Source organism: Metabacillus sp. KUDC1714 (genome assembly GCF_014217835.1).
Taxonomy (GTDB): Bacteria; Bacillota; Bacilli; order Bacillales; family Bacillaceae; genus Metabacillus; species Metabacillus rhizosphaerae.
Window position 1 is genome coordinate 5,100,978 of record NZ_CP055263.1, and the last position, 25,796, is coordinate 5,126,773.

Consider the following 25,796-nt stretch of genomic DNA (forward strand, 5'->3'; position numbering starts at 1 on the left):
TCAGCGTTTATAGGAAAATAATCTACTCTATTATCCCTTATAATTCTAATTTTCTGTGTTTTTTAAAGCCATTGTAGGTTAGACCTTCAAACAGTTATTCTACCTAAATCTCTTAAAATGTATTTTATGCTACAATCCTCTTGACGTCTTTATTCCCACCACATCACCTTTTTCTATTTTAAAGGAAGAATTCAAGTGCTTCTTTCTCTTTTTCATCCTTTCATTCTTGCAATATAGCGTTTCTACTTATCTCCTACTTTTTCCTCCCCTACTGCAATTGGATTATCTGGATACGAAATCCAATCGCTCCAGCTCCCTGCGTACAGTTTTACATTTGAGTAGCCTGCTTCTTTTAGAGCTAATATGTTCGGACATGCTGAAACACCTGATCCGCAATATACGATTATTTCTTTATTTAAAGGAATGTCGGAAAAATGAGTGATCAGCTCTTCTATTTCTTTCCATGAACCCTCTTTATTCAAGACGTCTTTCCAAAAGTAATTTTTAGCACCTGGTATGTGGCCGGCTACAGCATCAATCGGTTCGAATTCGCCAAGATAGCGTGGATTTTCTCTTGAGTCGATTAAAATTGTGTCTGTTTGATTAAGCTTTTTCTGAACTTCAAAATGATCTACCCATTTCCATTCATTATTTAATTGCGGAAGTAACGTTTTTGGTGAAGGATTAGGAACAACAGCTGTTACTGAGTTGTTTTCGATTGTCCATTTTTTAAAGCCTCCATCTAAAACAACTGCATTAGAAACTCCTATGTAGTTTAGCAGCCACCATAGCCTTGAAGCATTCATTCCTCCTTGATCGTCATAGATAACTACATGCGAATCATTGCTTATTCCTAGATCACCTAGCTTTTTCGCCAACTTGTCAACCTGGGGTAATGGGTGACGCCCTCCATGTTTATCAATGGGCTCTGAAAGATGCTTTTCCAGGTCTACATAAACAGCACCAGGTAAATGTCCCTCTAAATACTGTTTATACCCTTCTTCAGGATTGCTCAAATTAAATCGTGTATCTACAATGACCAGATTTTTATTATTTCTTTCAATTTCACCAGCAAGCCATTCACTACTAACAATATGTTGCATAAACATTCTCCTTTACCATTGTTTTGTCTATGAACCTATACAATCTCCAATAAATGAAAAGGTTTTAATTGTCATAAAATCAATAATTATTATACTATTAAATTGGAAATATTGTATAATAATCGACTTTTCATCGTTTAATAAAATGGCGATATTTTGTGTTTTGTACTAGTATTAAAATTAACTGAACATTCAAAACTCAATTAAAGGCATATAAAAATAAGGAGCTATCCCCTTTAAAGAATAACTCCTTACCCATCTTATTTAACTTCCACAACAAATGGATAGACAGTAACCTTACCGTTTTCTTGAAATTCCGCCCAAATTTTATATATCCCAGACTGAGAAAATTGCGTTTCAAAAACTGGATTTTCCTCTTCTAAAGGATGAACATGCAGGTATTCTTCACCTAGTTCATCTAAAATGACTACATGGCCCAGAGCACCTAAATATGGTTCTAGTTTAGCACCGTGAACATCAAATGTTAATGTGACAGGCTCATCTACGAACAATGGGGTTGTCGACATCGTTACCTTGTTTCCATCGATTGTTTTTTCTAGCTGTTGGTCTACTTCCAATGATCCATGACTATGATCATCTGTATTAGGTTTTCCAACTGTAACTGGTATCGGTTGAACTTCATAATCTAGGTTCTTTGGTTTAATATCAACAAAAGCCTTGTACGTTCCCTCTTCTAATGGACTTGCGATTTCAAATTGACCTGGTGCTGTTTCTTCCGGATGTAAGTGAAAATACTGATCTAAGTGATCATCCACTACAATTAAATGAAGACGTTTTTCATGATTTATTTCTAAATCTGTGACTGGATTACCTGAATGGTCTTCTAGATTCAAAACTATTGTTTTATTTTCTTCTTTTACTGTCACATTCACAGCACTTTCTGAATTTGCTTGTTCACCATGTTCATGTGCATTTTCTGCTGATGAATGGGAAGTGTGATTTTCCGACTTCTCTTCCGTTTCATCTACTGAAGTACCATGGGTATCAACACTCTTATCTTCCATAAAAATTGCCTCATAGGTAAAGTATCCTACAATGACAATCCCAAGATAGACAATGGCTGAAAGCATCCATTTTTTCATACGTTTGTATCTCCTTTTACGTTAAGTTTTACCCTCTGTAATCGAAGCGCATTAAGGACGACAGATACTGAACTAAAGGCCATTGCTGCCCCAGCCAACCAAGGTGCTAGAAAGCCTAGTGCTGCAATTGGGATCCCAAGCGCATTATACGCAAACGCCCAGAAGAGATTTTGTTTAATGTTTCGGATCGTCTTTTTACTCATAAAAATCGCATCCGCAATACTAGTAAGATCCCCACGAATCAATGTAATGTCAGCAGCTTCCATGGCAACATCTGTACCAGTTCCGATCGCCATTCCGATATCGGCGGTCGCTAATGCTGGTGCATCATTAATGCCATCACCAACCATAGCGACAATTTTCCCTTGCTTTTGAAGTTTTTTCACTTCTTCTGCTTTTCCTTCTGGTAGAACTTCTGCTACTACTGAATCAATTCCTGCTTCTTTTGCAATCGCCGTAGCTGTACGTTTGTTGTCCCCTGTAATCATAACAACCTCTAGACCCATTTCTTGGAGGCGTTTTACAGCTTCCCTTGACGTATTTTTAATGGTATCAGCCACCGCTACTAAGCCAGCATATTGATTGTTAATGGCAATAAGCATCGCTGTTTTCCCTTTTTCTTCTAGCTCTTCCATTGTCCGAAGAGCATGGTCAATCTTGATGTTATTTTGTTGCATCAATCTTCTTGTACCAGCTAGAACAACTTGGTCATTCACCTTTGCTTGGATACCATAGCCGGGAATCGCTTCAAACTCTTCTACATCTAAAAGCTCAATGTTTTTCTCACTTATTCCAGTTACAATCGCCTGAGCAAGTGGGTGTTCTGATTGTTTTTCTGCCGAACCTACTAGTTGTAAAAACTTCTCTTCATTAAAATCTTCTTCTACTAAAACATCTGTTAACATCGGTGCTCCATTTGTAACGGTTCCTGTTTTATCTAACAGGATTGTTGTTAATCGGTGAGTTCTTTCAAGATGTTCTCCGCCCTTAAATAACACTCCAAATTCTGCAGCCCTTCCTGAACCGGCCATTATCGACGTTGGTGTTGCTAACCCTAATGCACAAGGACAAGCAATCACAAGAACGGCAATTAATTTTTCCAGTGCTTCAGCAAAATCACCTGGTGCTACCCAGATGAACCAAACAAAAAATGTAATGATCGCAATTCCCACAACGATTGGAACAAAAATTCCTGATATGTGATCTGCTAAGCGTTGAATCGGTGCTTTCGAACCTTGGGCTTCTTCTACGACTTTAATAATTTGAGCAAGAGCTGTATCACGACCTACTTTTGTCGCTTTTACTTTTAAAAAACCATTTTTATTTATCGTCGCTCCAATTACTGAGTCGCCAATTGTTTTATCGATCGGAACACTTTCACCAGTTAACATTGATTCATCTAGAGCAGAACGTCCTTCAATGATTTCGCCGTCCACTGGTATTTTTTCTCCAGGCTTTACAATAAGGATATCCCCAACTAATACATCCTCTAATGGGACCTCTTGTTCAATTTCATTACGAATGACTGTAGCTGTTTTCGCTTGAAGCCCGATTAACTTCTTAATAGCCTCAGAAGAACGCCCCTTGGCTCTCACCTCAAACAATTTACCTAAAATAATTAATGTAATAAGCACCGCACTTGTTTCATAATAAAGTTCTATCATATGGCTGCCACTACCAATTGAGACAATCGATAAATATAAACTATAAAAATAGGCTGCAGATGTACCTAATGCAACGAGAACATCCATATTTGCACTTTTGTTTCGCAGCGCCTTAAAAGCTCCTACATAAAACTGCTTTCCTACGATAAATTGAACAGGTGTAGCCAAGGCTAATTGCACCCAAGGATTCATCAACATCTCAGGTAGATAAATAAATGATGTAAAGCTAAAGTGACTGACCATCGCCCATAAAAGTGGAACAGATAAAATAAGTGAAAAGAAAAACTTGCCCTGCTGGGTTTCTAATTCCTTAGCCTTCATTTCGGCAAGACTCTCTTGCTGTTCATCCTTTAAATTGGCTTGATAGCCGAGCTTTTCAACCTGTTTCATCATGTCGTTAGGACCAGTTTGCGATGGGTTATACTCAATTGTTGCATTTTCTAAGGCTAAATTGACCGATGCTTTTGTTACACCTTCTATTTTATTTAGCCCTTTTTCAATTCGAGTTGCGCAGGCTGCACATGTCATACCGATGATATTCAGCTCTACCTTTTCACCTGTCACCTCATACCCTAAATCATGAATCTTCTTTTTAAAATCATCTATATCAGCAACACTTGGGTTGTATTTAATGGATGTTCTTTCTAGAGCAAAGTTAACGGTTGCTTCTTCTACTCCTTCTAGCTTTTTAAGTCCCTTCTCGATTCGAACCGCACATGCGGCACAAGTCATTCCTGTAATAGGGAGAACGGCTTCTTCTTTTGCTCCTTGTGTCATAATCATGACCTCCTATATACCTGGTGGTGGTATATTTGTTTTCAAAATGAAACGTGCTTAACGAACAGCACGTTTCACAATAGTATACTTGTTTCATTCACTATTTTCAGTGAGCTTAAACTATTTCATATCCTTGGTCATCAATTGTTTCTTTTATCGCAGCTAATGAAATAACAGCTGAATCGAATGCCACATCTACTTTTCCTTCAGATAGGTGAACCTTAACATTTGATACTCCGTTTAATTTGCCGACATTACCCTCGATTGCATTTACACAATGACCACAAGACATACCACTTACTGTTAATGTTACTTTTTCCATAATTGATTCTCTCCTTTAAATTTACTTTTTCATTAATCTTTGAATCGTAACTAGTAGTTCATCTACTACTTCTAACTCACCAGCTTGAATTCTTTCTGTTACACAACTTTTAAGATGCGCTTCTAATAACACTTTCGAAAAGCTATTTAATGCCGATTGAACAGCCGAGATTTGTGTAATGACATCATCACAATAAGTATCTTTCTCAATAAGACCTTTAATCCCGCGAATTTGACCTTCAATTCTGTTTAATCGACTTGTAAGGGCCTGCTTAACTTTTTCTGAGTGATGACTTTGCCTTTCAGAGTGGCTTGTGCCACAATGTTCAAATTCTACCACGTCTTCTTGATTTTCAGCCATCTATTTGACCTCCTTCATATTTATAATTTACCATACCCCCCCACCCTATGTAAAGTGTTTTAGGAAAATTATTCTCCTTAGACACCATCTTTAACAGCTTCATGTATTTATACTTAATTGTATAATTAGGATCAATCTTTGATTGTATATCTATCAGTATTAATTAAACGTTTGTTTATAAACCCTACAAATTCAAATGGTACCTCTAATTAATCATATTAATCTTCACGATTCTAAACTTTTTCAATGTTTTCCAATTAAACATCCAGTCTGAATAAATGTTAATGTTAAAAGAATAAACATTTCCTGGGCAAGCGCAAAAACTGACTTTATACAACAATAAATGAATGTACCAGTGACTTAATGTATGATGGTTTAGAGAGGGCGGTGCTGTAATTGACACACGATGTTGAGAGAAGGATTGTCATCTATAATCAAATAAATAAGGCTAGGCAGAGTATGTTCTGCCTAACCTTTTTCATTTTACCCTCTTATTTAGAGTCTTTACCATAGTACGGCTCGTGGCCTTCCCCTTTGTCTAATGCTTCCTTCATGAAAGGACCAAATACCTCGACTCCCTTTCGCGTTTCCTTATACATACATATCGTAGTGAAACTTTTTCTTTTTCCATTCGTAAATATATAATGAGTTAAGGAGATGATTTTCAATGTTTAAAAAGACAAACTGGACTGTTTTATTAGTAATGCTTGCTATATCCAGTATATCTGGCGGGATGGCATTAAAATCTACATTTGAATACTCCCCTACTTTTGGGTGGCTTCTAGGCTTTGTCTGCTTTCTTTCTGCTGGGTTTGTGGCAACTAAAAAATTAAAAAGTAATACAAATTAATATAAATAGTAATATCACACGCAAGGCTGTAGGACTTGATTGACGATTTATACAACAAGTAATTTGTTCATAATAAAACAAAGTGCATGACTCTTTTTAATAGCAATGCACCCTATCTTGTAATTCTCTCTCACTAAGTTCTCTCTGCATACCAAAAAATTTTATTTTTAAATTTTACTGTGTGCGTTTATTTAACTATTTTGTGCTTGGATTTCTTTACTTGAGCGTTTATTTCCTTTGTAGATAAAGTAAAGGGAAATCATCATAAATAATAATGCGAAGGCACGTTTAATATCTAGTTCAATGACTAAACTATTGAACCATCCAAAATGATCAATCATCACACCGATCACAAGTTGACCCGTTATACCCGCAATATTGGTTGCGATCACTCCTATTTTTGGAACTGCCATGACAGTTAGAAGCAAATACATCGTACCCAAGAATGCTGCGCTTAATTGCCATTTTGGTGCTTCTAAAAGTGCAAGTAAATTTCCACTGCCAAAAAATATGATGAAAATAGTAAGAAACATTGTTCCAGTGAGAAAGGTTAAAAATGTTGTTTCAATTGTTCCAGCTTTTCGACTAAAAGTACCATTGATCGATGATTGTGCGCTCAATGTAATACCGCCAATCAATGTGAATAAAATCATAAATAGACCCATTAGTATAGACCCCCTAGTTAATTAAAATAAGTGCGATAATCATTGAAATAACTGCATATATTTTTTCTTTATTAATTCTGGTTTTCGTACTACCAAGCCAGCCAAAATGTTCAATAACCATACTCATTACTAATTGTCCAATAATTACTGCAACCATTGTGATTCCAACACCAACAAATGGAACACTTATCACGATTGATGTTAGATAAACAACCCCCAAAACACCTCCAAGTAATGTCCACTTAGGTGCTTCAAATGTATAGGAAAGCTTTCCCTTTCCAACAAAGAGCAACAATAGCCCCATGATTATAGACCCCATAAAGAAGTTATAAAAACTTGTTTCAATTTGTCCAATTGTTTTTCCTAGTTCAGCATAAATAGCTCCTTCAAAGCTAAGTGCTGCTCCAGCTAGAAGGGCTAGTAAATAAAATATAAAGCGCATAGATAATATCTCCTTTTTCGTATAATTATATATCTAGAAATGTAGATATAATGTGGTGAAAAAAACAGAAATCAACACAAACTAGATCTCTGTTTTAAAATATTCAGCAAACTGTTGAAGAAATTCTTCATTGCGCCTATAGTAAGTCCATTGGCCATGTCGTATCGATTCAAGCAGACCAGCTTTTTGCATCATATTTAAGTAGCTAGAAACGGTAGATTGAGAAATTTTGGCTTTTTCTTGAATATCCCCAACACATACTCCTCCTTTGTAACTTACCTCCTTTGGCAGGTGAGCGCCTTGTTTTGGGAAATGCTTCTCGGGTTCCTTTAACCACTCTAGGATATTGAGTCGAGTTTCATTGGATAATGCCTTGAATACACTGATAGGTTCCATGGGTATAATTATATATCTGAATTTCTCGATATGTCAAATTGGAAGCAAAAATAAGATATAGCTTATGACAGAAAACAAAATAAAAACTTCCATTTTTTGGATGGAAGTTTTCTCGTACTTATTTAAACTTTGCTTCAAAAATTGATTCTTTTAATGGTCTACGGTTTGATGGTTGCTCACGAGTTTGAAAGTTTTCTGGCAATGCTTCTTTTTCTCCTTGGTATCCGATCGCTATAACTATTTGAACATCATAGTTGTCTGGGATATTTAATACTTCTCGTGCTTTTTCTCTTTGGAATCCACCCATTGCATGAGTAATTAACCCTTCTTTTGTAGCTTGTAAAGATAGGTATCCCCATGCCGTACCAGCATCAAATGTATGTACTGAGTTTTCTTTATTTGAGATAAGAACAGCTAATACTGGCGCTTTTTCACACCATAGACGATTCCCTTCATTAATAAAGGTATGAAATTGTTCTCTATCTTCTTTATTTCTGGCGATGATGAACCGCGATGGTTGGAAATTATTTGCGGAAGGAGCCCAACGTGCAGCTTCAAATATACGCATTAGTACTTCTTCTGGCACCTCTTTTTCTTGGAAAGAACGAGGAGACCACCGATCCAAATAAACTTGTTCAATGTCATGATCAGCTTGACGAAATTGTTTTATTTGTATTTCACTCATGAGAATCCACCTTTATACAAATTTTTACTTTCATTAGCAGTTTAAGTATTTTTATCCTCTAAATCAACTAAAACGAACTCTGTCACATTATCTAGTTTTTTCTCAGAAAGTTATATTTGTTTCATTCTGTAGTTCCTGCACAACTTTTTTTTATACTAGCAAAAAATGCGAAATCAAACCTTATTCTTAAACAAAAAAATCCCACTTCTATTTGAAAGTGAGATTTTATTGTTTAATTCTTCTTCTTTTTCAGTGAATTCCCTTATTGAACGACTTCTTCTCCTTGGTAAATCCTAAATGCAGGAACAATCGTGTCTGAAACAATTTCTTTTCCTTTTTCACGAATGAAGTCCAATTTATAATAGGAATCAAATCTTTGGCTGATTTCCGTTTTCACTAGTTCTGGCGGAGTTACGACAATGAATTGAAACTTCAGTTTTTCGGCAACTGCGAATATCGGGTCAAGGACATGTGCTGATGCAGCTTGTCCGAACGGATTATCACAGACTAATGGAACCCAGCTTTGATCTGTTTCACTTTTAACCGATAATAACATCATCATCATCACCATTCGAGCCGATAGCTTTTGTCCGCCACTACCATCAGATTTAGTCTTAGAGCCTTGATTAATTGTCTGCCAGGTTGAATAATGCTCTCGTTGCGGTTTCCCGTACATGAAGGCATTATCTGTTCGCATATTATAAACGAGTAACTCAGGATATCGGTTTCGAAGTGAGACAAATAAAATTTGCTCATCACTTATGAGTTGGTTTATTTCTTGGTCAAGGGCTCGATTATGATCATCAATTAAATCAAATTGTTTGGTTATTTTGTTAATGGCCGTAACAAAATGCTGCTTCAGTAGTGGCTCTATATCTTCAGCCTTTTTAGGTAAAATATCCTCTTTTAGCTGGACGAGTGGAAAAGATCCTCGCTCATTTTTCACCTTCATTTTCGCAATCATTGAACGAATCGCTTCTGAAATGCTCATCACCTTCATACTTGCACGGCTAGCCCAGAAGTTTTGCGCCTTTTCTGCCCTTTCTTTGTCGCGTTCTAATTGTTCTAAACCACTTTGCGAAAAACGCTTCATATTTTTAACAACACTTTGAATATGAGTATAATGCCGTGTATCCATATGATCTAGTGTTGTTAAAACTTCATTTTTAAAACGAATCTCCCAATCTTTTCCTTCAATTGTGAGCTTTACATTACGCAGAGATTGCTCTATTTTCGCGTGTTTTTCCTGTCCTTCTACTTGAATAGTTTGATGTTCTTCACACCAGAATAGGATACAAGCTTTACCTTGACTCTTAATTTTTTCTATATCCTGCTCAGTAAATGCCGATGCTTCCTCCTTTAGGATTACAGACAAGGTTAGCAAATCTCCCTCATATCCAGTAATATTCGTTTCTGTTTCTTTTAGGCGTTTCTCAGAGTTCTTTATCTCTTCTTTCGTTATTTTCGTTATGTCTTTAATTTCTACAGCCTTTACTTCTAAGTCAAGGGACTCCCAATCTTCGGGCTGTTTTTCATGCTTGGCAACTTTCTTTGCTAACTTTTCTCGCTGTTCGGTTGCATGCTGGAAGGACGTTTCAGCTACCGTAACAGCCGTTCCTTGTTCTCGTTCTTCTTTTTCAGCAGTTTTTGCTTCCTTCTGGGCGGTTTGCAGCATATTTTCTAATATACTTATAGGTTCATCTGGTTCGTGTGCTTGATTCCAGTCCTTATTAAGAGAATTGAGTTTTTTCTCTAATTTCTTTTGCTGTTTTTGTTCGGCTTCTTTTTTTGCCTGGATAACGAGTGATTCTCTAGACTGTTCTTCTTTTGATTTTTGGAGCTGTTTTAGCTCTTCAATGCTTCCATTTATCTCTTCTACTACTTGTAGGGATAAACGCGGAACCTCTTCATATTGATCTGCTTTTTCATCAGTAGGAAAAGTCGCTCCTTCAATAAAGAAGGCAATCTCTTTTATATTTTGTTCGATTGTAAGCTTCCATTCTACATACGTTTGACTCCACTTGGTTTGCATATCAACGATATTTTGGTGCTCTATGGTTATTTCATGCTGCTCAATGCTTAAGGCTTCCTTTTGTTTCTCTTTCTCCAGTTTCACCCGTTTATTTTCTTGATGAAGAGTTTTTTCCCTCTCAAAATCTTCTAGAGTTTCTACATCCTTTGAAAGCTTTTCGATCTTTTGCTTCGTCATCTCTAACTGATTTTTTAGCTGAAGCTGTAATTCTTTTTCTTTTTCCTCTTGTGTGATCATTTCCTGTAATTTTGTTTTCTTAGAAAAAAGGTCGTTCTGTTCATGATTTAAAGCTTTTTCGATATCACTAGACAGCTCATTTGATAAAAATCGATCGAGATCTTTTAAAATACGACGTAATGAAGTTTCTGTTTTTTCAATTTCAATCAATGTATCTTTCTTTTCTTCTATTTGTTTAGCAATCTGTATTTTCCAGTTGGTAAATTGATTTTTAGCGGTTAACAGGTCTTTCTCTGTTCCATGAATAATCACAAAGGATGGTTGTTGATTTTCCTTGTTCATATCCTCACGCAAGAAAATCGGAACAGGACTTTTATACATTCTCCCTGAAAGAATCTGTTGATTAATTTTTTGCCATTGATGCTGGCTGACGACTAACCCATATGGAAGGAGCGGATATGTCATAAGGTAATTCGCCATTTCCTCTGTACTTAATGATTGGAGAAATTGGCTTCCGTAAAACACATCAATACCAGTCTTTTCATCGATCCATTCCTTTAATTCTTTCACATCTTTATTTGGAATCCAGAAATGTTCATCATTTAAAGAGTGGTCGAGTTGTGTTTCCCAAAGGTCTTTTTTAATTTGTTCACCTTGTTGCAGGTTTTGACCCAATATTTCTTCTATCTGTAGTGAGCACTTCGATAAAAGCGAGTGAGTAAACGGCACAGTGACATCATCTAATAAACCATGAAGCTTATCTACTAGTTTTGCTTCTTTTTTCTTTTGCTCTTCATTTGCTGCCTTTAGTTCTTCACATTTTTCCTCTGAAAACTGAATCGATTGTCCGAGTGTACCACGTGAATTCGCCAATTGATTTTGGTGTTCGCTAGATTGTTTATCTTTTATTAGCAGTTCTTCTAACTGAGCCTTTTTATCTTCAATTTGTTTAGAAAGACTTTCAATAAATCCTTTTAAGTCATAGGTTAAGCGGTCACCAAACTCTTTGATGAGCGCCGCTTCCTTTGATTCAAAGCTATGCATTTGTGTATATAAAAAGTCAATTTCCGTACTAAGCTGAGCAATGTCCTTTGTCTTTTGTTTATCTTGGCGAGACAGCTCAGTTTCTTTTTTCTTTATGAACTTTTGATACCCGGAGTACTGCTTAACAGCTTCTTGTATAGATTGAAAGGAATGCTCCCACTCAGTTACTGCTTGTAATTTAATTTCATCCATTCTTTGATTCACTTGCACTAAGCCACTATTTTGTTCTAGCTTCACAATCTGCTGTGATAGAGAACGGATGGTTTGTTCGTTTTCACTCCACTCTTTCAATAATAGCTGAAAAGCAAGTTCATCTTTTCGTTCCAGTTTTTCTTGAACGACTTCTTCTAAAGAAGTATGTTTCTTCTTTTCTTCTATTAATTTCTTTTCCCAATTCAATACCTCTCTGTGGGCTTTTGCATACTCTAAATTGTCTTTTTGAAATCGTAAATCCGCTTGTTTTAAGGTTAATTTGTCAATATCTTTTTCTAAACTGAGGAGCGTTTCTGCTTCCGATTGCTTCAAATGCTCTAAAGCACCAAGAAATTGTCTTCCTACCTTAATGCTTTCTTCAACAATTTCTTTATGTTCCACTCCTTTTGCTAAGTGCTCTTCAAATGGAACTATGTCTTCTAAAAACTCTTTATGTGCTTGCTCTCTTTTTAATAGTACTGGCAGGTCCTTTGCAATACTGGCCTGGCTTTTAAAAATCTCCACCAAATCATTCTTTTGATGTTCAGTTCGATGTAAGACTTGACTTACAGTAGGAATGATTCGTTTTTGGAACAGAGAATGGTCATCCTCTGCTCCTTCAAAGTATTTTCCAACTCCGCCTTCATCTTTATTTATGTCCTTCATAATATCCCAGTCTTTGCGATTAATTCCGTATGTATCAAGAATTCGATAATGTTTCTTCGTATCTCGGTAAACATCATATCCATTCCATTTTAAATAGTCCTTTAAGCTTTCCGTTTCGGCGACTTCGTCATTTTCATAAAGTGGAATATGTTCAAGTGCTGCCTCTTCATTCCGTTCATATTCTCTAGTATAAAAGGAAATATTCGGGAGGATCTTTGCTTCCTGTTCTAATGTTTTGCTATCATTTCCATTCTCTTCACTCATTGAAATCCGCTGTTCAGCTGAGAACATCCCTCCAGTAATCAGGTGCCTACGGTCAGCGCCATCCAATTCCCATTGAATTACAACATGAAAGGTATATGGAATAAATTGCTCTTTATTATTAAAAAAGAACTGCTGGTAATATCGATTGTTTTGTTTTCCCCACGAAGTTCCAGGTTTGAGGATTTGGAAGATCGTTTGAAGGAACACACCTTTTCCCCCACCATTCATCATCGCAATGAGACCATTGGTTGAAGTTTCATCATTATGGAAATTAAACGTTGTATCTTTATATTGCTTTTGCATGCCATCATATTTCAGGCCAACAATTCTAATTCGATGGATTTTCGGCACGCTCATCCTCCTCTGTTGTCATCATTTTTTTAAACATTTCATATCGGTCATAGTCGTGATATAGGTATTCAATTCGCTCAAATAGCTCATTCTTAGGAATCACCTTGGGAATATCGTCACGATCAAGAATAACGATCAGTCCCTCTGTCTCTAATAATCGCATCGCCCCCGCAATTAAACCGATTCTGGTTCGACGATTGCCTTTTTTAACCCCATAATCCTCTGTGTCAACCTCCATGTATTTCCATGTTGTCACAACATCCTTCATATCAATTCGTTCTTCTTCGCCAAAGGTAGGTTTCGCTTTAAGAATGCTTTCCCAATTCAAAATGAGATCGTTGATTTGCCTTTCTAATGCATAATAACTAATCCCCTCCCGCTTTGTGCGGACTTTAGCAGCCTGATTACGGTCAATTGTTGCTAAAAAAGACATAATGACAACGCTAATAAGATGGAAGTGTTTTTTCGTTTCAATTTGCCGATGCTTTTCTTTCATGTGGGTAAAATTCGTAGCAAAGACAGAGCCGGTTGGCTGAACAACTAATTGAATGCGTTTAGGTGATTCAATGATATATGTACCTGATTCGTCTGCTAATAAAAGAACAGTCTGTCTCACTTCCGGATCAAAATACGTCTGGAAGTGTTCACTATTTTCGTCGATTACTTTATCCTTTAATAAGGAAAAATAGACAGCTGATGCATTTTTGATCGTTTCTGCATTCATCTTTTCTCCTCCTGTACACATATTTTAAAAGGGGTCATTTTCATTCGTTGCCAGAGAAAAGGCTCCGCTCGATGATCAAACTCTGTAAAGATCTTCATCCCTTCAAAGACTTGAAATTGGGGATATTCCTTCATTAATTTATGAAGAAGAATTTCCCTCTCATCGCTTAATGTTTCTTCCTTCCGGTGTAGCACTTGAACCTTGAGTGGTTTTTTATCAAACATCATCCATAAATCTATCGTTTCATATTCCTCAAGCCATAAATCCTGCACTTCCAATGGCAGGTCCGCTAAATCAGCTAACGAAAACTCATTGTATGTTTGTAAATATTGAAAAACGTAACTCCATGCCTTAATAACTGATTCCCAATTCGTTACTCGCTGAGGCGTTATTCTTTCTTCTGCCTCTTCTTCCATCTCAAGATTCATTTGTTGTTTTTCATCGAATTCTTGCTCTCCCCAAATCCAATCAAGCGGTAAAATAAATTCATTCTTCGGTGAAAATAATGGAGAAAGAACTCTTTCTATTTCTGATATACGACGAACTCCTTCCTTCATAAACCAATTTTCATAAAAATGCTCTCGAAATGAAACTAGGCTGTTTTCCCAAAACAATGAAGGGTTTTCCGCTTTTAATTTCATCTCATATGAAATATTTTGAATGACTAGCTTCGCAAACCGATCATGCAATTGCCTTGTATGGCCAATTTTTTCTTGGAGAAGCATCAATTCTTTCTGAATATAATCATCTTCTTCATTTCTTCGTTTCGTTTTTTCAATCATACTAGTGATTGTACGGAAATGGTTTTTTTCTTCATCAAATTGCTTTTCAATTTCAACACGATTGTCGGCCCTTTGCCATTCCTCTTCAATCAATAAGATTTTGGGATTATTGATCATTTCCTTTTGAAAGGTGAATTCATTTGCCATTAAGCGGTTTACTCGTGAAATGAGGTGATCGAGGTTTCGAATAGCTTTTCTAAAATTACCATTTTTAATCAACTGCATACTATAGAGTTGTTCAATCGTTATCGAGAATTCCTCAGCCATTTCCCTGCTCATAAAAATCATTTCCTGAGCAACATCTGTGAGTTTATAAACAATTGACCCACCCATTTCTAAATTCGTATATAATTCATCCATTGTGACATATCGGAAGACCTGAGTCTCCCAGGATTGGCTGATTTCATCGTAATATAAGGCTTCAAACGGTTTACTAAACTCTTCTTTTCCTGAATATAAAAGCCCACTAGTAATACGTTCAACTTGTTTATCGTCAGCTAAAAGCTTCATCTGCTTAATTGAATCCTCTACCATATACTTAATATCGGATTTGTGTCTATGATCATCATCATTTAATTCTCTATAAAAGATTGTTAGGAGCACTTGCATGAGAATGGTTTGGATATGTGGTTTCAGTTCACCGACTTCCATTCCCCGCCCAAGCTCAAACAGTGGATTTAATCGTTGCATTCGCTGGGCAAATCCTTCCCATGATTCGTTCACATCCATCTCCTCCATGATTCGATTGTTAAGACCTCTTGTGGAATTCGCTTATTTTCCTGCCACAATTGCAGTAATAGTGCTTGCTCTTCTTCAGTAAACCATTGAATGAATAAATCACGGTATTTGATGTTCTGTGTTTGACCGATTTTCTGATCATTCATTTGCTCCATACATTCAAGCATTTTGCGGTAAATTTTTAAGGCAGGCTGAATACAGCAATCCGGGTATTTTTCGATAAGTCGAATGAGGATACCATATCCTGCGGCATCAAGATCTCCTACGTAATAGAAAAGATAGGATTTTGGCGGAAACATACTGAAGAAAAAGGAAAAGCTCTGTTCAATTTTTGTTCCTTCACCATAAATAATCAGTTCAGGTTCATAATCAAGTTGATTTGCTTGCAATAATTTAATAGAAGTATGGAAGAAAGATAGATTTTCAACGATCAGGACCCGTTGTATATCACTTACTTCTTTCCCTTGTTTCATCCAAAATACAAAAGGCTCCCCATAGTTCACCATTTTAAGTTTATCTTCTGATATTTTAATTCTAGTTAAAAACCCTTTTCCGTCAGGAAAGTGATCACTGTCTAATAAGAACTTTTCATGACCAAAGAGCTCTAGGCATCTTTCTTCGACTGACACGATTTCCCGTTCCTGATGAGACTGGAGAAACGTATATACATTTCGAATTCGAGTCCATTCCTCTTTCGTTTGCCACTGTGGATGACGTTCATAATAGGAAAAATCAAACTGATCACTTAATTTCATCATCTCGAGACGATCCCATTTAGCTTCCTGAACTTTAATATTGACCCAATAATATAAGGCAAGCGCTGGTGTTCTTCCATTGTATTGATTATTTAGAATTGGGATCAGTTGTCCTTCGGTTTGCAATGTTTCAATTGCATGATAAAACAACGAATACCCGTCCATTTCATAATAATCATCCAAAAGCTTGCGCAACTGATGTTCTAAATCGTTTATATTTATTCTCTTTTTTTGTTTAGGGTGTTGAATATCTCCAATAAAACCTCTTACCCTTGTTTCAATTATATCGATTGTACCCACCTACTTACATTCTCTTAATTCATTGGTATAGACCTTACTACCCAATATGCACATCATTATATTAATATTATAAACTAGTTGAGTTATCGTTGGTAAGTTGAATTTTCTAGTCTACTAGTAATGAACATATCAACCAATAGCTTGTAAGACTGGAAAAGCAGGAGTAGAAGCTATGAATGTATTTTTATTATTTCATAAACTGTATCATTTAACTAACAAAGCGATCTTTGAACGTATAACAGTCTAGTTCCAGCAATGATTATCCATTTAATAGAGAAAAGCTTTTTGTGCAATAGATATACAATTCCTTTTTCATAACTAAATATGTGCCATAATTAACCATCGTCATAAAGATAAATAGATTTCTTTTCTTTATCACTAAGATTGTTGGCAAAATTGTTCTCCCATTTCTTACGCAAGTACCTTCCCCATTTTGGAATTTCAGTAACCTTTACCTTTTTATTTCTAAGCGATGATACCAAGTCCATGCTATATTCCAAAAAACCACCTACTTTTTATGAAGTCTTCTAAACCTTTTGGACTAAGAAACCTACAAATCATCTAATGAAATCACTTTACCACTACCCGCATTCACTCCGAATTGACAGTCTAATTTTCCACATAAAACATATTTCCTTTGTTCAAAGTCATATACATAGTACGGTTTTAGCTCAAACAAGTCTTTGATTTTTTCAAACGCTTCTTCTTTCGTTATCGTTACTTTATCAGGTTCTTGAAATTGATCATAAATCTCCAACATTGGTTTGTTATCCATGTAATTTACTGCTTGCAGGCTCTGCGTATCAATCATAATCATCAGTTTTCTTTGAAAGACATGATTGTTCTGGTGGTTGGCCCTTACTATTGCATGAATATACCCTTTGTCACGATGGAGGGTTTTAAGCATCCATTTTCCAGTGTCATTCGGATATTCCTGACGTAATAATTCCTCGACTGCCATCACACATTTCTCTTCCTCTTCCTTTGTGATTGGAAATGATACCGGAGATGGCTCAGCTGAAAATGCTTGTTCTACAGTTATATCTTCAACCCAACTAATCTCTTTCCTATTAAACGGTTTATTAATTGGCTCGTCCCAAAGAAGTGTTTTATTTATTTTTAAATATGACCTTACATCCGCTATAATTTCAAATGGAATTGTTGACGTTCCATCATTCATGACATAGATCTCTTCTACCGCATAAACATTAACTAATTTTTTCTGCTCATAAGAAGGAAATTCAATCAATTTCAATTGTTCCTTTGCCAAATGTTCCACCTCTTCAAACAAAAGGGTATACGTCCCTTCCTTAACCATTTCTTTTGGAGGAAATTGTCCATGGACAGAGAACGAGGTGAGTTTCCCTTCCTGATTAAATTTAACGTCAATAAACCCAGAAGGAGACACCGCTATACCTTCAAAACATTCTTTAAATTGAAGTTCTCCCTCAGTTTCTTTATGTAATTGAAATTGTTTCCCATATGTCAGTCCTGTTTCACGTTCAACCCATTCTATTATTGTCTTTGCATCTAGATTAGCAAACGTAATCCCATCTATTGCATATGTCTCACCCATTACAAAAATAGCACTCTCAAACTTATGAGTATTTACATTTATCTCAATAACTGCTGTACCTTCAGGGTTTTCATCAACCTCTTGTTCAGTTACATGATTAGGAAACCACTCCATACAAAGTGTATAAACCGTATCATTGAAGATGTTGACATTTCGATAAAGACTATGTCGCTCTAAGTAGTAATTAGCTAATCTAAATTTTGTCTTTGTAAACTCAATTATTTCCTCTATCCTTGAATTCATAGATATGACCTCACTTATAAATTATTAGTTCTCTGGTTTTTCGTTTAATACCCAAGGAATTCGAGCTTCAAAATCTAATTGCAGAACGGGGAGAGGAAAATCATCGTGTAGTAAGATTATACTGAAACGCTTCCATATAATTTACGCAGTTTAAACAATCGCAAAGCTCAATATCTTTACTATAGAATTCCTTTGTCTTATTTATATCAACTCTTAACAACCACTTCATTAGACTGATTTGTTTCATTCTGCTCCCTCACGCGATTTTATATCCTTTTTTCGATAAGGAGATAATACTTCATCAACCCATCTTTGAAACATGTCATATGCTTCTTCATCTGTTTTCACATTGCCTATATATCCGCCTTTAAACGTTTCGTAATAATATCCATTATCAACAAAGAGCTCTTGCCTTTCGCGATCAGTTTCAAAATTATCAAAAAACAAATCCATCGAATCATCCTGTCTTACCCAAGCTATCCCTTCGACAAATCGAGTGTATTCATTCTTATAATTATCTACATGCAAATGATTCCCAGTATAATTTTTCGTATCAAAATACATTTGATCATTCATGTACTTCACTCCTATTTGAAAGTATAGTAGTTAGCTAAAACCATTTTGTTTTTTTGCATAAAATCTCGCACTAGTAGATGGTATGAACTTAATTTTATAGTTTCCTTCAATCTCTTGTTTTAGCTTTTCCACTAATGTCACTCCCTTTTGATTAAACTCATCTTCCATTTCAAGCCCATTAGGAAGTAATGTATCTTTATCCCAATTAATCCATTTCCCATAATTCCTTGCCAAAGACGATAATTCCTCTGCTAATACATCTGAAATCGGAACGTCTTCTATATCAAGATTGCAACCACATCTTTTACACCAAATCGGATCTGCTCCAACATCTGCTTCTATTTTCAAATCATTTGTATCTCCTTTTTTACAACAACAGTTCAAGTGTTCTCACCTCACCCCTGATAATCTTGGCTTATTATTCCGATAGTATTAATTCCCTTAAATCATTTGTCGTTTTAGTAGATGTTAGGTAAGTTTCTCCTTCACCAACCATATACATAAGGATACTTTCTTCGTTTTCCTCTTCTAACCATAGATGGATTGCATGAGTAGGAAATCCTTCTTCATATTCGACCATTACATCATAATCAGGTGTAGCTTTTTTCAAATCTGATTTCTGTATAATTGCAGTTTTTATTGCTTTCTCAAACACTTTAATTGATTTTCTATCATCGATGGAAAGGAAAATATCTTGGTTCATGTCACCAACTCCATTTGATTTAGCTATGTTTATTTCTTTCACCTTTTCATCTAAAAGAACCATCGTATTTTCTTGGTAATATTGACAGCCTACAATAATAGATATAACTAAAATTAAAAGCAAAGAATATAAAACTTTCACTATCATCCCACCTTAAAATATGTACAATACCTATCTACGAAATACCGATTCTTTTGGTTTCATTTTATTTTGACAATAAGAAAAAGCCTTTCCACTTTTAGTAGAAACGCCATCCTTTTATAACCCTAAACAAACATACTTATGAAATTTTCGGGAAAACTTATTTTTCACCCTTTATCACAATCACTTTAAACTTCCACCAGTTAACCCTTGTAAAAAATATTTCTGCACAAACATAAAGAAGATAATTAACGGTAAGCTACCTATGATCGAGAGGGCCATTAACTGACTCCAATCGGTTGTGAATTCACCGATCATCATGCCAATTCCAACTGTTAGTGGTCGTGCAGCATCATTTTGTGTTAATACAATCGCAAACAAATACTCATTCCAAGCTAAAATGAATGTATAAATTCCCATTGCAATTAATCCCGGCAAACTTGGAGGTAAAATAATTTTAAAGAAGGTGCCATATGGGCCACACCCATCAATTTTTGCAGCATCATCTAGTTCGGTTGGAATACTATTTATAAAATCTCGCATCATTAAAATTGAAAATGGTAAGGCAAAGGAAGTATATGCAATAATAAGCGCGATATAAGTGTTATAGAGTCCTAGCTTTGAAATGACGAGAAAGTATGGGATGGCGAGTAGAACCATTGGGAACATTTGTGTGAGAAGCGTGTACATGATCATAAATTTTTTGCCTTTATACCGGAATCTGGATAATCCATATCCAGCTAATGCAGCTAGCATTACACATAGAAAGGTAACCGACAAGGCAACAATGTAACTATTTATAAACAGCTTGAATAATTCTGGGTTTTGAAAAATCTTAACATATGCTTCGAGTACTGGCTCCACTGGTATCAATTGTAATGGAATAGAGAAAACTTCTACATTTCTTCTTAAAGAGATCGAAAGCATCCATAATAGAGGACTCAATACTAGAAACGTCATAAAAATGAGAAGGAAATAATAGCCGATTCGTTTTCTCTTCATCTTCATTTTATTCGTCCTCCTTACTTACAATTGTTCGTAAATAGAAAATCGAGATCAGTAGCATGGCTACAAGCATGAAAATTGATGTTGCTGAGGCATGACCGAAATCTAGTGATTGGAACGCGTTAAAATAGACATAAGTCGATAAAATTTCAGTTTTATGGACTGGACCGCCGCCTGTCATGATGTAGACTAAATCGAATGTTCTGAAGGTCCATATAAGTTCTAACAAAATAACCGTCAAAAGCATTCCTTTTATTTGCGGGATGACAATATAGAAAAAACGAATAAAGCGATTTGCACCATCTACTTCTGCTGCTTCTAATGTATCCTCTGGAACCGTTTGAAATGCAGCAAGTATCATCAACATGGCAAACGGAAATCCTCTCCAAACGTTTGCAACAACCAATCCTAACAAGGCAAAGCGAGAATCACTCAACCATGGTATTCCTTCATTTAGAATACCTAGATTTTGTAAAAACCAGTTAAACAAACCAAATGGGGAAAAGATCAAGACCCAGATCGAACCAACAACGGCACTAGATAAAAGCCATGGAAACATAATGATGGAGCGGAAAAAACCTCTAATTTTCACATTTATATCTTGATTTAGTAAAACAGCAAAAGTCATTCCAACGATAATTACTAGCGTTACCGAACAAACAGTAAAGACTAATGTATTTTTTAACGCGATCCAGAAGACTTCATCCTGTAAAATATTTAGATAATTTGAGATTCCAGTAAATATCGGCTTGGTATAATTCGAAAAATCAAAAAAGCTCATCTCTAATACTAAATACAAAGGATATAAGGTAAGCAAAAGTAATAGTGCCATCGCTGGAGCAACAAAGGATAGTCTAATAAGAGAAGTCATCCAAGATTGTCCTTTCATATCGAACCTCCTTTTATCGAAATAAGGAGGGCCATAGCCCCCCCATTATTCAGTTTCACTTGTATTTGTCGAACACTTCATTCCATCCTGCAGCAGAATCATCCAATGCTTCTTGTGCTGTTTTGTCACCCATTAGATAGCTTTGAACCTCGTTAATCATGATTTTTCTCATATTCGTACTTTCAGGCATTTGTAAATCTGGATTTATTGGATTAACTTCTATACTCTGTTCAGCGAATACTTTTAACAGTGGATCATTTTGGATAAAGTCAGCATCCAATGCGGCTTTGTTATGTGGAAGCTGGTTAGCTGATTTTGCCCATGCCTCTTGAATGTCTGGCTGTACCATGTACTCAATAAACTTCCATGCTGCATCTTTATTTTTACTGTTAGTGGTAATTGCAAGAGCCCCTCCACCAGCAATTGTGCCAGTTGTCTCTCCTTTAACCATTGGGATTATACCGAAGTCTAAGTCTGGATTAGCAGATTGTTGGATCCCAATTCCCCATGGTCCATCAAACATAAAGGCCGTGTTTTCGGCACTGAAATTAGCTCGTTTATCTTGTTCTGTTGCCGATAATTCACCAGGGGTTGCGACTTTATGATCTTTAATCATACTTTTATAAAACTCGAGTGCTTTTACTCCCTCAGATGAATTGAACGCTGCTTTCCCATCTTCGATTAACGTCCCACCCGCTTGGTAAATTAACGGCCAGACTTCAGTATTAATTGTAGATGCTGGCTCTGATGCGATGTTTCCGGTTAAGGCATATTGATTTTTACTAGAATCCGTTAACGCAATACTAGCTTTAAGATATTCATCCCATGTGGTTGGAGGTTTAACGTTGGTGGCTCCGGAGTTCCCGACCAACAAATTGAAGAAGCTATAAAAAGAGGAATCGGTAAGATTAATGTGAATACAGAAAACTGTGTAGCCTATACAAAAGCTGTTCGGAATTTCCTTGAAGCAGACAAACATACAACAGACCCTAGAGCTTACCAACGTATTGGACGGGAAGCCATGCAAGCTGTTGTTAGAGAAAAGATTCAGCTTTTTGGTAGTAATGGGAAAGCATAGTTCGTTAGAGAAAAAATATGTATGACTACAACTTATGGTGGCGATATAAAGATTTACTTTATGGTCAATGCATTGGTTTATTATTATATTTATCAATTAATGCACCTTATTATGAAACCACCCTCTATAATTAATCCAGCATATCCACAGGACTTCGAGACTTATTTGTTAAATTTCAAGAATAATACTTTAGACTCAATGAGTTTATTTACAATCTACTTATATCTTAAATAAAATAAAATACTATAAAAGATGCCTGACCTCGGTCAGGCTAACGCTTAAGCCTGTCGGGAATCAGCAATGAATTTAAATGTTAACCACCAACGATGAGATTGTCGATCTTTTTTGGAATGAGTGATCGATAAAGGAAATCGTACCTTTCCCCTGGCTTTATGTTTTGAAACATTGTTCCTTCTCTAGTAGGGTATGAATCATATTGAATGCGTTTAAACTTACTTAGATGATTTGGAAACATGGACTCCTCCCCTTTTGAGACAAGACTTTTGTGTTTTAAGTTAAACTACATCATAAATCATCCTCAAATATTTATCTTCCAAAAATCTCAACGATATTATTGTCTTTTTTATATTTTTAACTTTATTATGACACAGTGTCACTTATGGTATTGACTTATGACATGGTGTCATATATAATTTGTTTGTGCTTAAATATGACACAGTGTCACTTGTGAAATATAAGGAGAGTTATTATGCCAAAACAAACGTTTTTTCACTTAGCTAAAGATAAACAAGACACGTTAATTCAATCTGCCAAAGAAGAATTCTCAAGGGTTCCCTTACATGAAGCATCAATTGCAAATATTATCAAAAATGCGGGAATACCTAGAGGGAGTTTTTATCAATATTTTGAGGATAAGGAGGATTTATTCTTTTACCTATTAAATCAGCTTGCGCAAAAAAATCATGAGCGATTTCTATCCATCTTGAAGGAGAAGAACGGAGATTTATTTGAGACCTTTATTGACAACTTTCAATTTATGGTAAAGAGCCACCGAAAGGCAGAACACAAAAACTTTTTTAAAAATGTTTTTTTAAATATGAACTATAAACAAGAAAATACATTAGCAAATAATATTTACATGGAGAATCAGAAAAATCAGTATTTAAGTACGATTAACTTAATTAATCGAGAAAAATTGAACATTCAAGATGAACGAGAACTCCATCATGTCATGAAAATTATTAGTGCTGTCACCTTTCAAAACCTTATTCAGGTGTTTGTTAAGGATTCAACTGATGAAGAAGCTTTACGAAATTATTTGGAACAAATTGATCTGCTTAAAAGAGGGCTTCAAAAGGATTACACGAATGAACTCACCTAATGGAACGAAAAAAGATTCGATTGATTTGAAAAAAATAGTTAAGAGACTTAGAAAACAAGGAATACATGCACAATTATGTAAACGACCTACCTTTATAAACATGTCGAATAAAGAATGCATAAGTAATCCTTAAGAAAAAATTGATAAAATTTTAGGGAATAAGGGGAATATATATATGGAATCAGATTTACAACAAAAGAAACCACCCTATTTAATGATTGCGATCTTATTTGTCGGTGCGTTTGTTTCTTTTTTAAATAACTCGCTTTTAAATGTGGCACTGCCTTCGATGATGGTAGATTTAAATATTAAAGATTATTCAACAATCCAGTGGCTTGCAACTGGATATATGCTGGTCAGCGGTGTCTTAATTCCAGCATCAGCCTTTTTATTAACGCGGTTTTCGAACCGTAGATTATATTTGACATCAATGTCCATTTTTACTTTAGGTACTGCGTTAGCAGCTTTTGCACCAAACTTCAGTGTCTTACTTACTGGGCGTATGATCCAAGCAGCAGGGTCTTCGGTCATGGGGCCTTTATTGATGAATATTATGCTTGTCAGCTTCCCTCGTGAAAAACGTGGAACAGCTATGGGGGTTTTCGGATTAGTTATGATTACTGCCCCAGCCATTGGACCGACATTATCGGGTTATATTGTCGAGCATTATGACTGGCGTTTACTTTTCGAAATGATTTTACCTTTAGCTGTTATTACCTTATTATTAGCCTTTTGGAAATTTGATAATGTGATGGAACAAAACAAAAATGCCAAGCTTGATTACTTTTCAGTTGTCTTATCTTCGATCGGTTTTGGTGGATTATTATATGGGTTCAGTTCAGCAAGCTCAGATGGTTGGACCGATGCTATTGTCTTAACCACTTTAATTGTTGGGGCAATTGCTTTAATCGCCTTTATCTATCGCCAATTTAAAATGGATGAACCATTATTGGATTTAAGTGTATACAAGTACCCGATGTTTGCGCTTGGGTCTGTTATTGCCATTGTCAATGCAGTTGCTATGTTCTCTGGGATGATTTTAACACCAGCGTATGTTCAAAATGTAAGAGGAATTTCTCCGCTTGATTCAGGGTTAATGATGTTGCCTGGTGCGATTATAATGGGAATAATGTCGCCAATAACAGGTAAATTATTCGATAAATTTGGTCCACGTCTTCTTGCCGTATCAGGACTTGCGATTACAGGAGTTTCAACTTACATGTTAGCAAACTTACAAATTGACTCTAGTCACACCTTTATTATTCTTGTTTACACTCTGCGTATGCTAGGTATGTCAATGGTAATGATGCCAATTATGACAAATGGGTTAAATCAATTACCAACACGATTAAATCCACATGGAACAGCCGTTAACAATACAGCACAGCAAGTCTCTGGTTCGATTGGTACAGCTGTCCTTGTTACTATTATGAATTCAGTGACAAAAACAGAAGCTGAAAGCCTAATGACTGGTGTTGACCCAACAACAATGACAACAGCTGCTCAAGCTGTGTTAACACAGAAAGCTTTATTAGCTGGTATCCAATATTCATTCTACGTAGCGCTAGGCATTAATATCGTCGCTCTATTATTAGCCCTATTTGTTAAACGTGTTGATACTAGTAATGAAGCTGTGAAGAAGTTAAATCAGCAAGGGAACACACAATTGAAGGCTGAAACAATTTAAAAAGTCGAACTTGGCGTAGTAAAATTAGGTCATAACTAACGCTAAGGAAGTTTTCACTTATAAAGAAGTCGATTCCAACGATGAATCGACTTCTTTATTTAGATTATTGAATAAACCTTAGGGTCGGACAAATGTTAAAAACAGTTGAGAGTTCTTCCCCATTA

26 protein-coding genes are annotated in these 25,796 nt (G+C 35.9%); 4 read left to right on the forward strand and 22 right to left on the reverse strand.

What is annotated here, in order from left to right:
• Positions 1-242: 242 nt before the first annotated feature.
• The 5 genes from HUW50_RS23525 to HUW50_RS23545 all read right to left on the reverse strand — a co-directional run bounded on the left by HUW50_RS23525 (position 243) and on the right by HUW50_RS23545 (position 5,329).
• The gene (locus HUW50_RS23525; protein ID WP_185653403.1) at positions 243-1,103 is read right to left on the reverse strand and encodes a sulfurtransferase; all 861 of its coding nucleotides are present in this window, start codon (positions 1,101-1,103) and stop codon (positions 243-245) included.
• A 260-nt stretch (positions 1,104-1,363) separates the two neighbouring features.
• Complete coding sequence (locus HUW50_RS23530; protein WP_185653404.1) at positions 1,364-2,206, reverse strand: hypothetical protein; 843 nt, start codon at positions 2,204-2,206, stop codon at positions 1,364-1,366.
• Positions 2,203-4,647 (reverse strand): heavy metal translocating P-type ATPase, encoded by a 2,445-nt coding sequence (locus HUW50_RS23535; RefSeq protein WP_185653405.1) that lies wholly within the window; start codon positions 4,645-4,647, stop codon positions 2,203-2,205. The genes HUW50_RS23530 and HUW50_RS23535 overlap by 4 nt, the downstream gene beginning before the upstream one ends.
• Before the next feature lie 115 nt (positions 4,648-4,762).
• On the reverse strand, positions 4,763-4,969 hold the full coding sequence (copZ, locus tag HUW50_RS23540; protein WP_066339110.1) for a copper chaperone CopZ: 207 nt from the start codon (positions 4,967-4,969) through the stop codon (positions 4,763-4,765).
• A gap of 21 nt (positions 4,970-4,990) precedes the next feature.
• Positions 4,991-5,329 carry a metal-sensitive transcriptional regulator gene (locus HUW50_RS23545; RefSeq protein ID WP_185653406.1) on the reverse strand — a complete coding sequence of 113 codons (339 nt, stop codon included), beginning with the start codon at positions 5,327-5,329 and terminating at the stop codon, positions 4,991-4,993.
• Positions 5,330-5,996: 667 nt separating this feature from the next.
• Between HUW50_RS23545 and HUW50_RS23550 the strand changes: the two genes are divergently transcribed.
• On the forward strand, positions 5,997-6,179 hold the full coding sequence (locus tag HUW50_RS23550; protein WP_066339115.1) for a hypothetical protein: 183 nt from the start codon (positions 5,997-5,999) through the stop codon (positions 6,177-6,179).
• Between the two features lie 191 nt (positions 6,180-6,370).
• Here the strand turns inward: HUW50_RS23550 and HUW50_RS23555 are convergent, their stop codons facing one another.
• The 16 genes from HUW50_RS23555 to HUW50_RS23630 all read right to left on the reverse strand — a co-directional run bounded on the left by HUW50_RS23555 (position 6,371) and on the right by HUW50_RS23630 (position 22,399).
• Positions 6,371-6,844: a DMT family transporter gene (locus tag HUW50_RS23555; RefSeq protein ID WP_066339117.1), complete on the reverse strand. Its 474-nt coding sequence runs from the start codon at positions 6,842-6,844 to the stop codon at positions 6,371-6,373.
• Between the two features lie 13 nt (positions 6,845-6,857).
• Positions 6,858-7,286: a DMT family transporter gene (locus HUW50_RS23560; protein WP_066339121.1), complete on the reverse strand. Its 429-nt coding sequence runs from the start codon at positions 7,284-7,286 to the stop codon at positions 6,858-6,860.
• An 81-nt stretch (positions 7,287-7,367) separates the two neighbouring features.
• A complete protein-coding gene (locus HUW50_RS23565) occupies positions 7,368-7,682 on the reverse strand; it encodes an ArsR/SmtB family transcription factor (RefSeq protein WP_066339124.1) in 315 nt (104 codons plus the stop codon).
• 118 nt (positions 7,683-7,800) lie between these two features.
• Entirely contained in the window at positions 7,801-8,367 is a 567-nt protein-coding gene (locus tag HUW50_RS23570) for a nitroreductase family protein (RefSeq protein WP_066339129.1), read from the reverse strand.
• Positions 8,368-8,629: 262 nt separating this feature from the next.
• Entirely contained in the window at positions 8,630-13,093 is a 4,464-nt protein-coding gene (locus tag HUW50_RS23575) for a coiled-coil domain-containing protein (protein WP_185653407.1), read from the reverse strand.
• Positions 13,071-13,817, reverse strand: a complete 747-nt coding sequence (locus tag HUW50_RS23580; protein WP_185653408.1) for a DUF6063 family protein — start codon at positions 13,815-13,817, stop codon at positions 13,071-13,073. The genes HUW50_RS23575 and HUW50_RS23580 overlap by 23 nt, the downstream gene beginning before the upstream one ends.
• Positions 13,814-15,328, reverse strand: coding sequence for a hypothetical protein (locus HUW50_RS23585; RefSeq protein ID WP_260445593.1), 1,515 nt, complete (start codon positions 15,326-15,328; stop codon positions 13,814-13,816). Before HUW50_RS23585 ends, HUW50_RS23580 begins: the two co-directional genes overlap by 4 nt.
• On the reverse strand, positions 15,319-16,392 hold the full coding sequence (locus tag HUW50_RS23590) for a Wadjet anti-phage system protein JetD domain-containing protein (RefSeq protein ID WP_157094510.1): 1,074 nt from the start codon (positions 16,390-16,392) through the stop codon (positions 15,319-15,321). The genes HUW50_RS23585 and HUW50_RS23590 overlap by 10 nt, the downstream gene beginning before the upstream one ends.
• 335 nt (positions 16,393-16,727) lie before the next feature.
• Complete coding sequence (locus tag HUW50_RS23595; protein WP_260445594.1) at positions 16,728-16,892, reverse strand: DUF4275 family protein; 165 nt, start codon at positions 16,890-16,892, stop codon at positions 16,728-16,730.
• A 50-nt stretch (positions 16,893-16,942) separates the two neighbouring features.
• Positions 16,943-18,211 (reverse strand): hypothetical protein, encoded by a 1,269-nt coding sequence (locus tag HUW50_RS23600; protein ID WP_066339140.1) that lies wholly within the window; start codon positions 18,209-18,211, stop codon positions 16,943-16,945.
• A gap of 243 nt (positions 18,212-18,454) precedes the next feature.
• On the reverse strand, positions 18,455-18,787 hold the full coding sequence (locus HUW50_RS23605; protein ID WP_066339143.1) for a hypothetical protein: 333 nt from the start codon (positions 18,785-18,787) through the stop codon (positions 18,455-18,457).
• A 30-nt stretch (positions 18,788-18,817) separates the two neighbouring features.
• Complete coding sequence (locus HUW50_RS23610) at positions 18,818-19,135, reverse strand: hypothetical protein (RefSeq protein WP_260445595.1); 318 nt, start codon at positions 19,133-19,135, stop codon at positions 18,818-18,820.
• A gap of 70 nt (positions 19,136-19,205) precedes the next feature.
• Positions 19,206-19,631 carry a YhfM domain-containing protein gene (locus HUW50_RS23615; protein WP_066339149.1) on the reverse strand — a complete coding sequence of 142 codons (426 nt, stop codon included), beginning with the start codon at positions 19,629-19,631 and terminating at the stop codon, positions 19,206-19,208.
• A gap of 183 nt (positions 19,632-19,814) precedes the next feature.
• Positions 19,815-20,639, reverse strand: a complete 825-nt coding sequence (locus tag HUW50_RS23620) for a carbohydrate ABC transporter permease (protein ID WP_066339152.1) — start codon at positions 20,637-20,639, stop codon at positions 19,815-19,817.
• Between the two features lies 1 nt (position 20,640).
• Positions 20,641-21,525, reverse strand: a complete 885-nt coding sequence (locus HUW50_RS23625; RefSeq protein WP_185653410.1) for a carbohydrate ABC transporter permease — start codon at positions 21,523-21,525, stop codon at positions 20,641-20,643.
• A 55-nt stretch (positions 21,526-21,580) separates the two neighbouring features.
• Positions 21,581-22,399 (reverse strand): extracellular solute-binding protein, encoded by an 819-nt coding sequence (locus HUW50_RS23630; protein ID WP_185653411.1) that lies wholly within the window; start codon positions 22,397-22,399, stop codon positions 21,581-21,583.
• 33 nt (positions 22,400-22,432) lie between these two features.
• Here HUW50_RS23630 and HUW50_RS27285 point away from each other — a divergent pair, with 33 nt between their 5' ends.
• Positions 22,433-22,603: a class II fructose-bisphosphate aldolase gene (locus HUW50_RS27285; protein WP_232329096.1), complete on the forward strand. Its 171-nt coding sequence runs from the start codon at positions 22,433-22,435 to the stop codon at positions 22,601-22,603.
• A 313-nt stretch (positions 22,604-22,916) separates the two neighbouring features.
• Here the strand turns inward: HUW50_RS27285 and HUW50_RS23640 are convergent, their stop codons facing one another.
• The gene (locus tag HUW50_RS23640) at positions 22,917-23,078 is read right to left on the reverse strand and encodes a hypothetical protein (RefSeq protein WP_157094511.1); all 162 of its coding nucleotides are present in this window, start codon (positions 23,076-23,078) and stop codon (positions 22,917-22,919) included.
• Positions 23,079-23,312: 234 nt separating this feature from the next.
• Here HUW50_RS23640 and HUW50_RS23645 point away from each other — a divergent pair, with 234 nt between their 5' ends.
• Entirely contained in the window at positions 23,313-23,945 is a 633-nt protein-coding gene (locus HUW50_RS23645; RefSeq protein WP_066339164.1) for a TetR/AcrR family transcriptional regulator, read from the forward strand.
• 175 nt (positions 23,946-24,120) lie between these two features.
• Entirely contained in the window at positions 24,121-25,632 is a 1,512-nt protein-coding gene (locus HUW50_RS23650; RefSeq protein ID WP_066339167.1) for a DHA2 family efflux MFS transporter permease subunit, read from the forward strand.
• Positions 25,633-25,796: the final 164 nt, after the last annotated feature.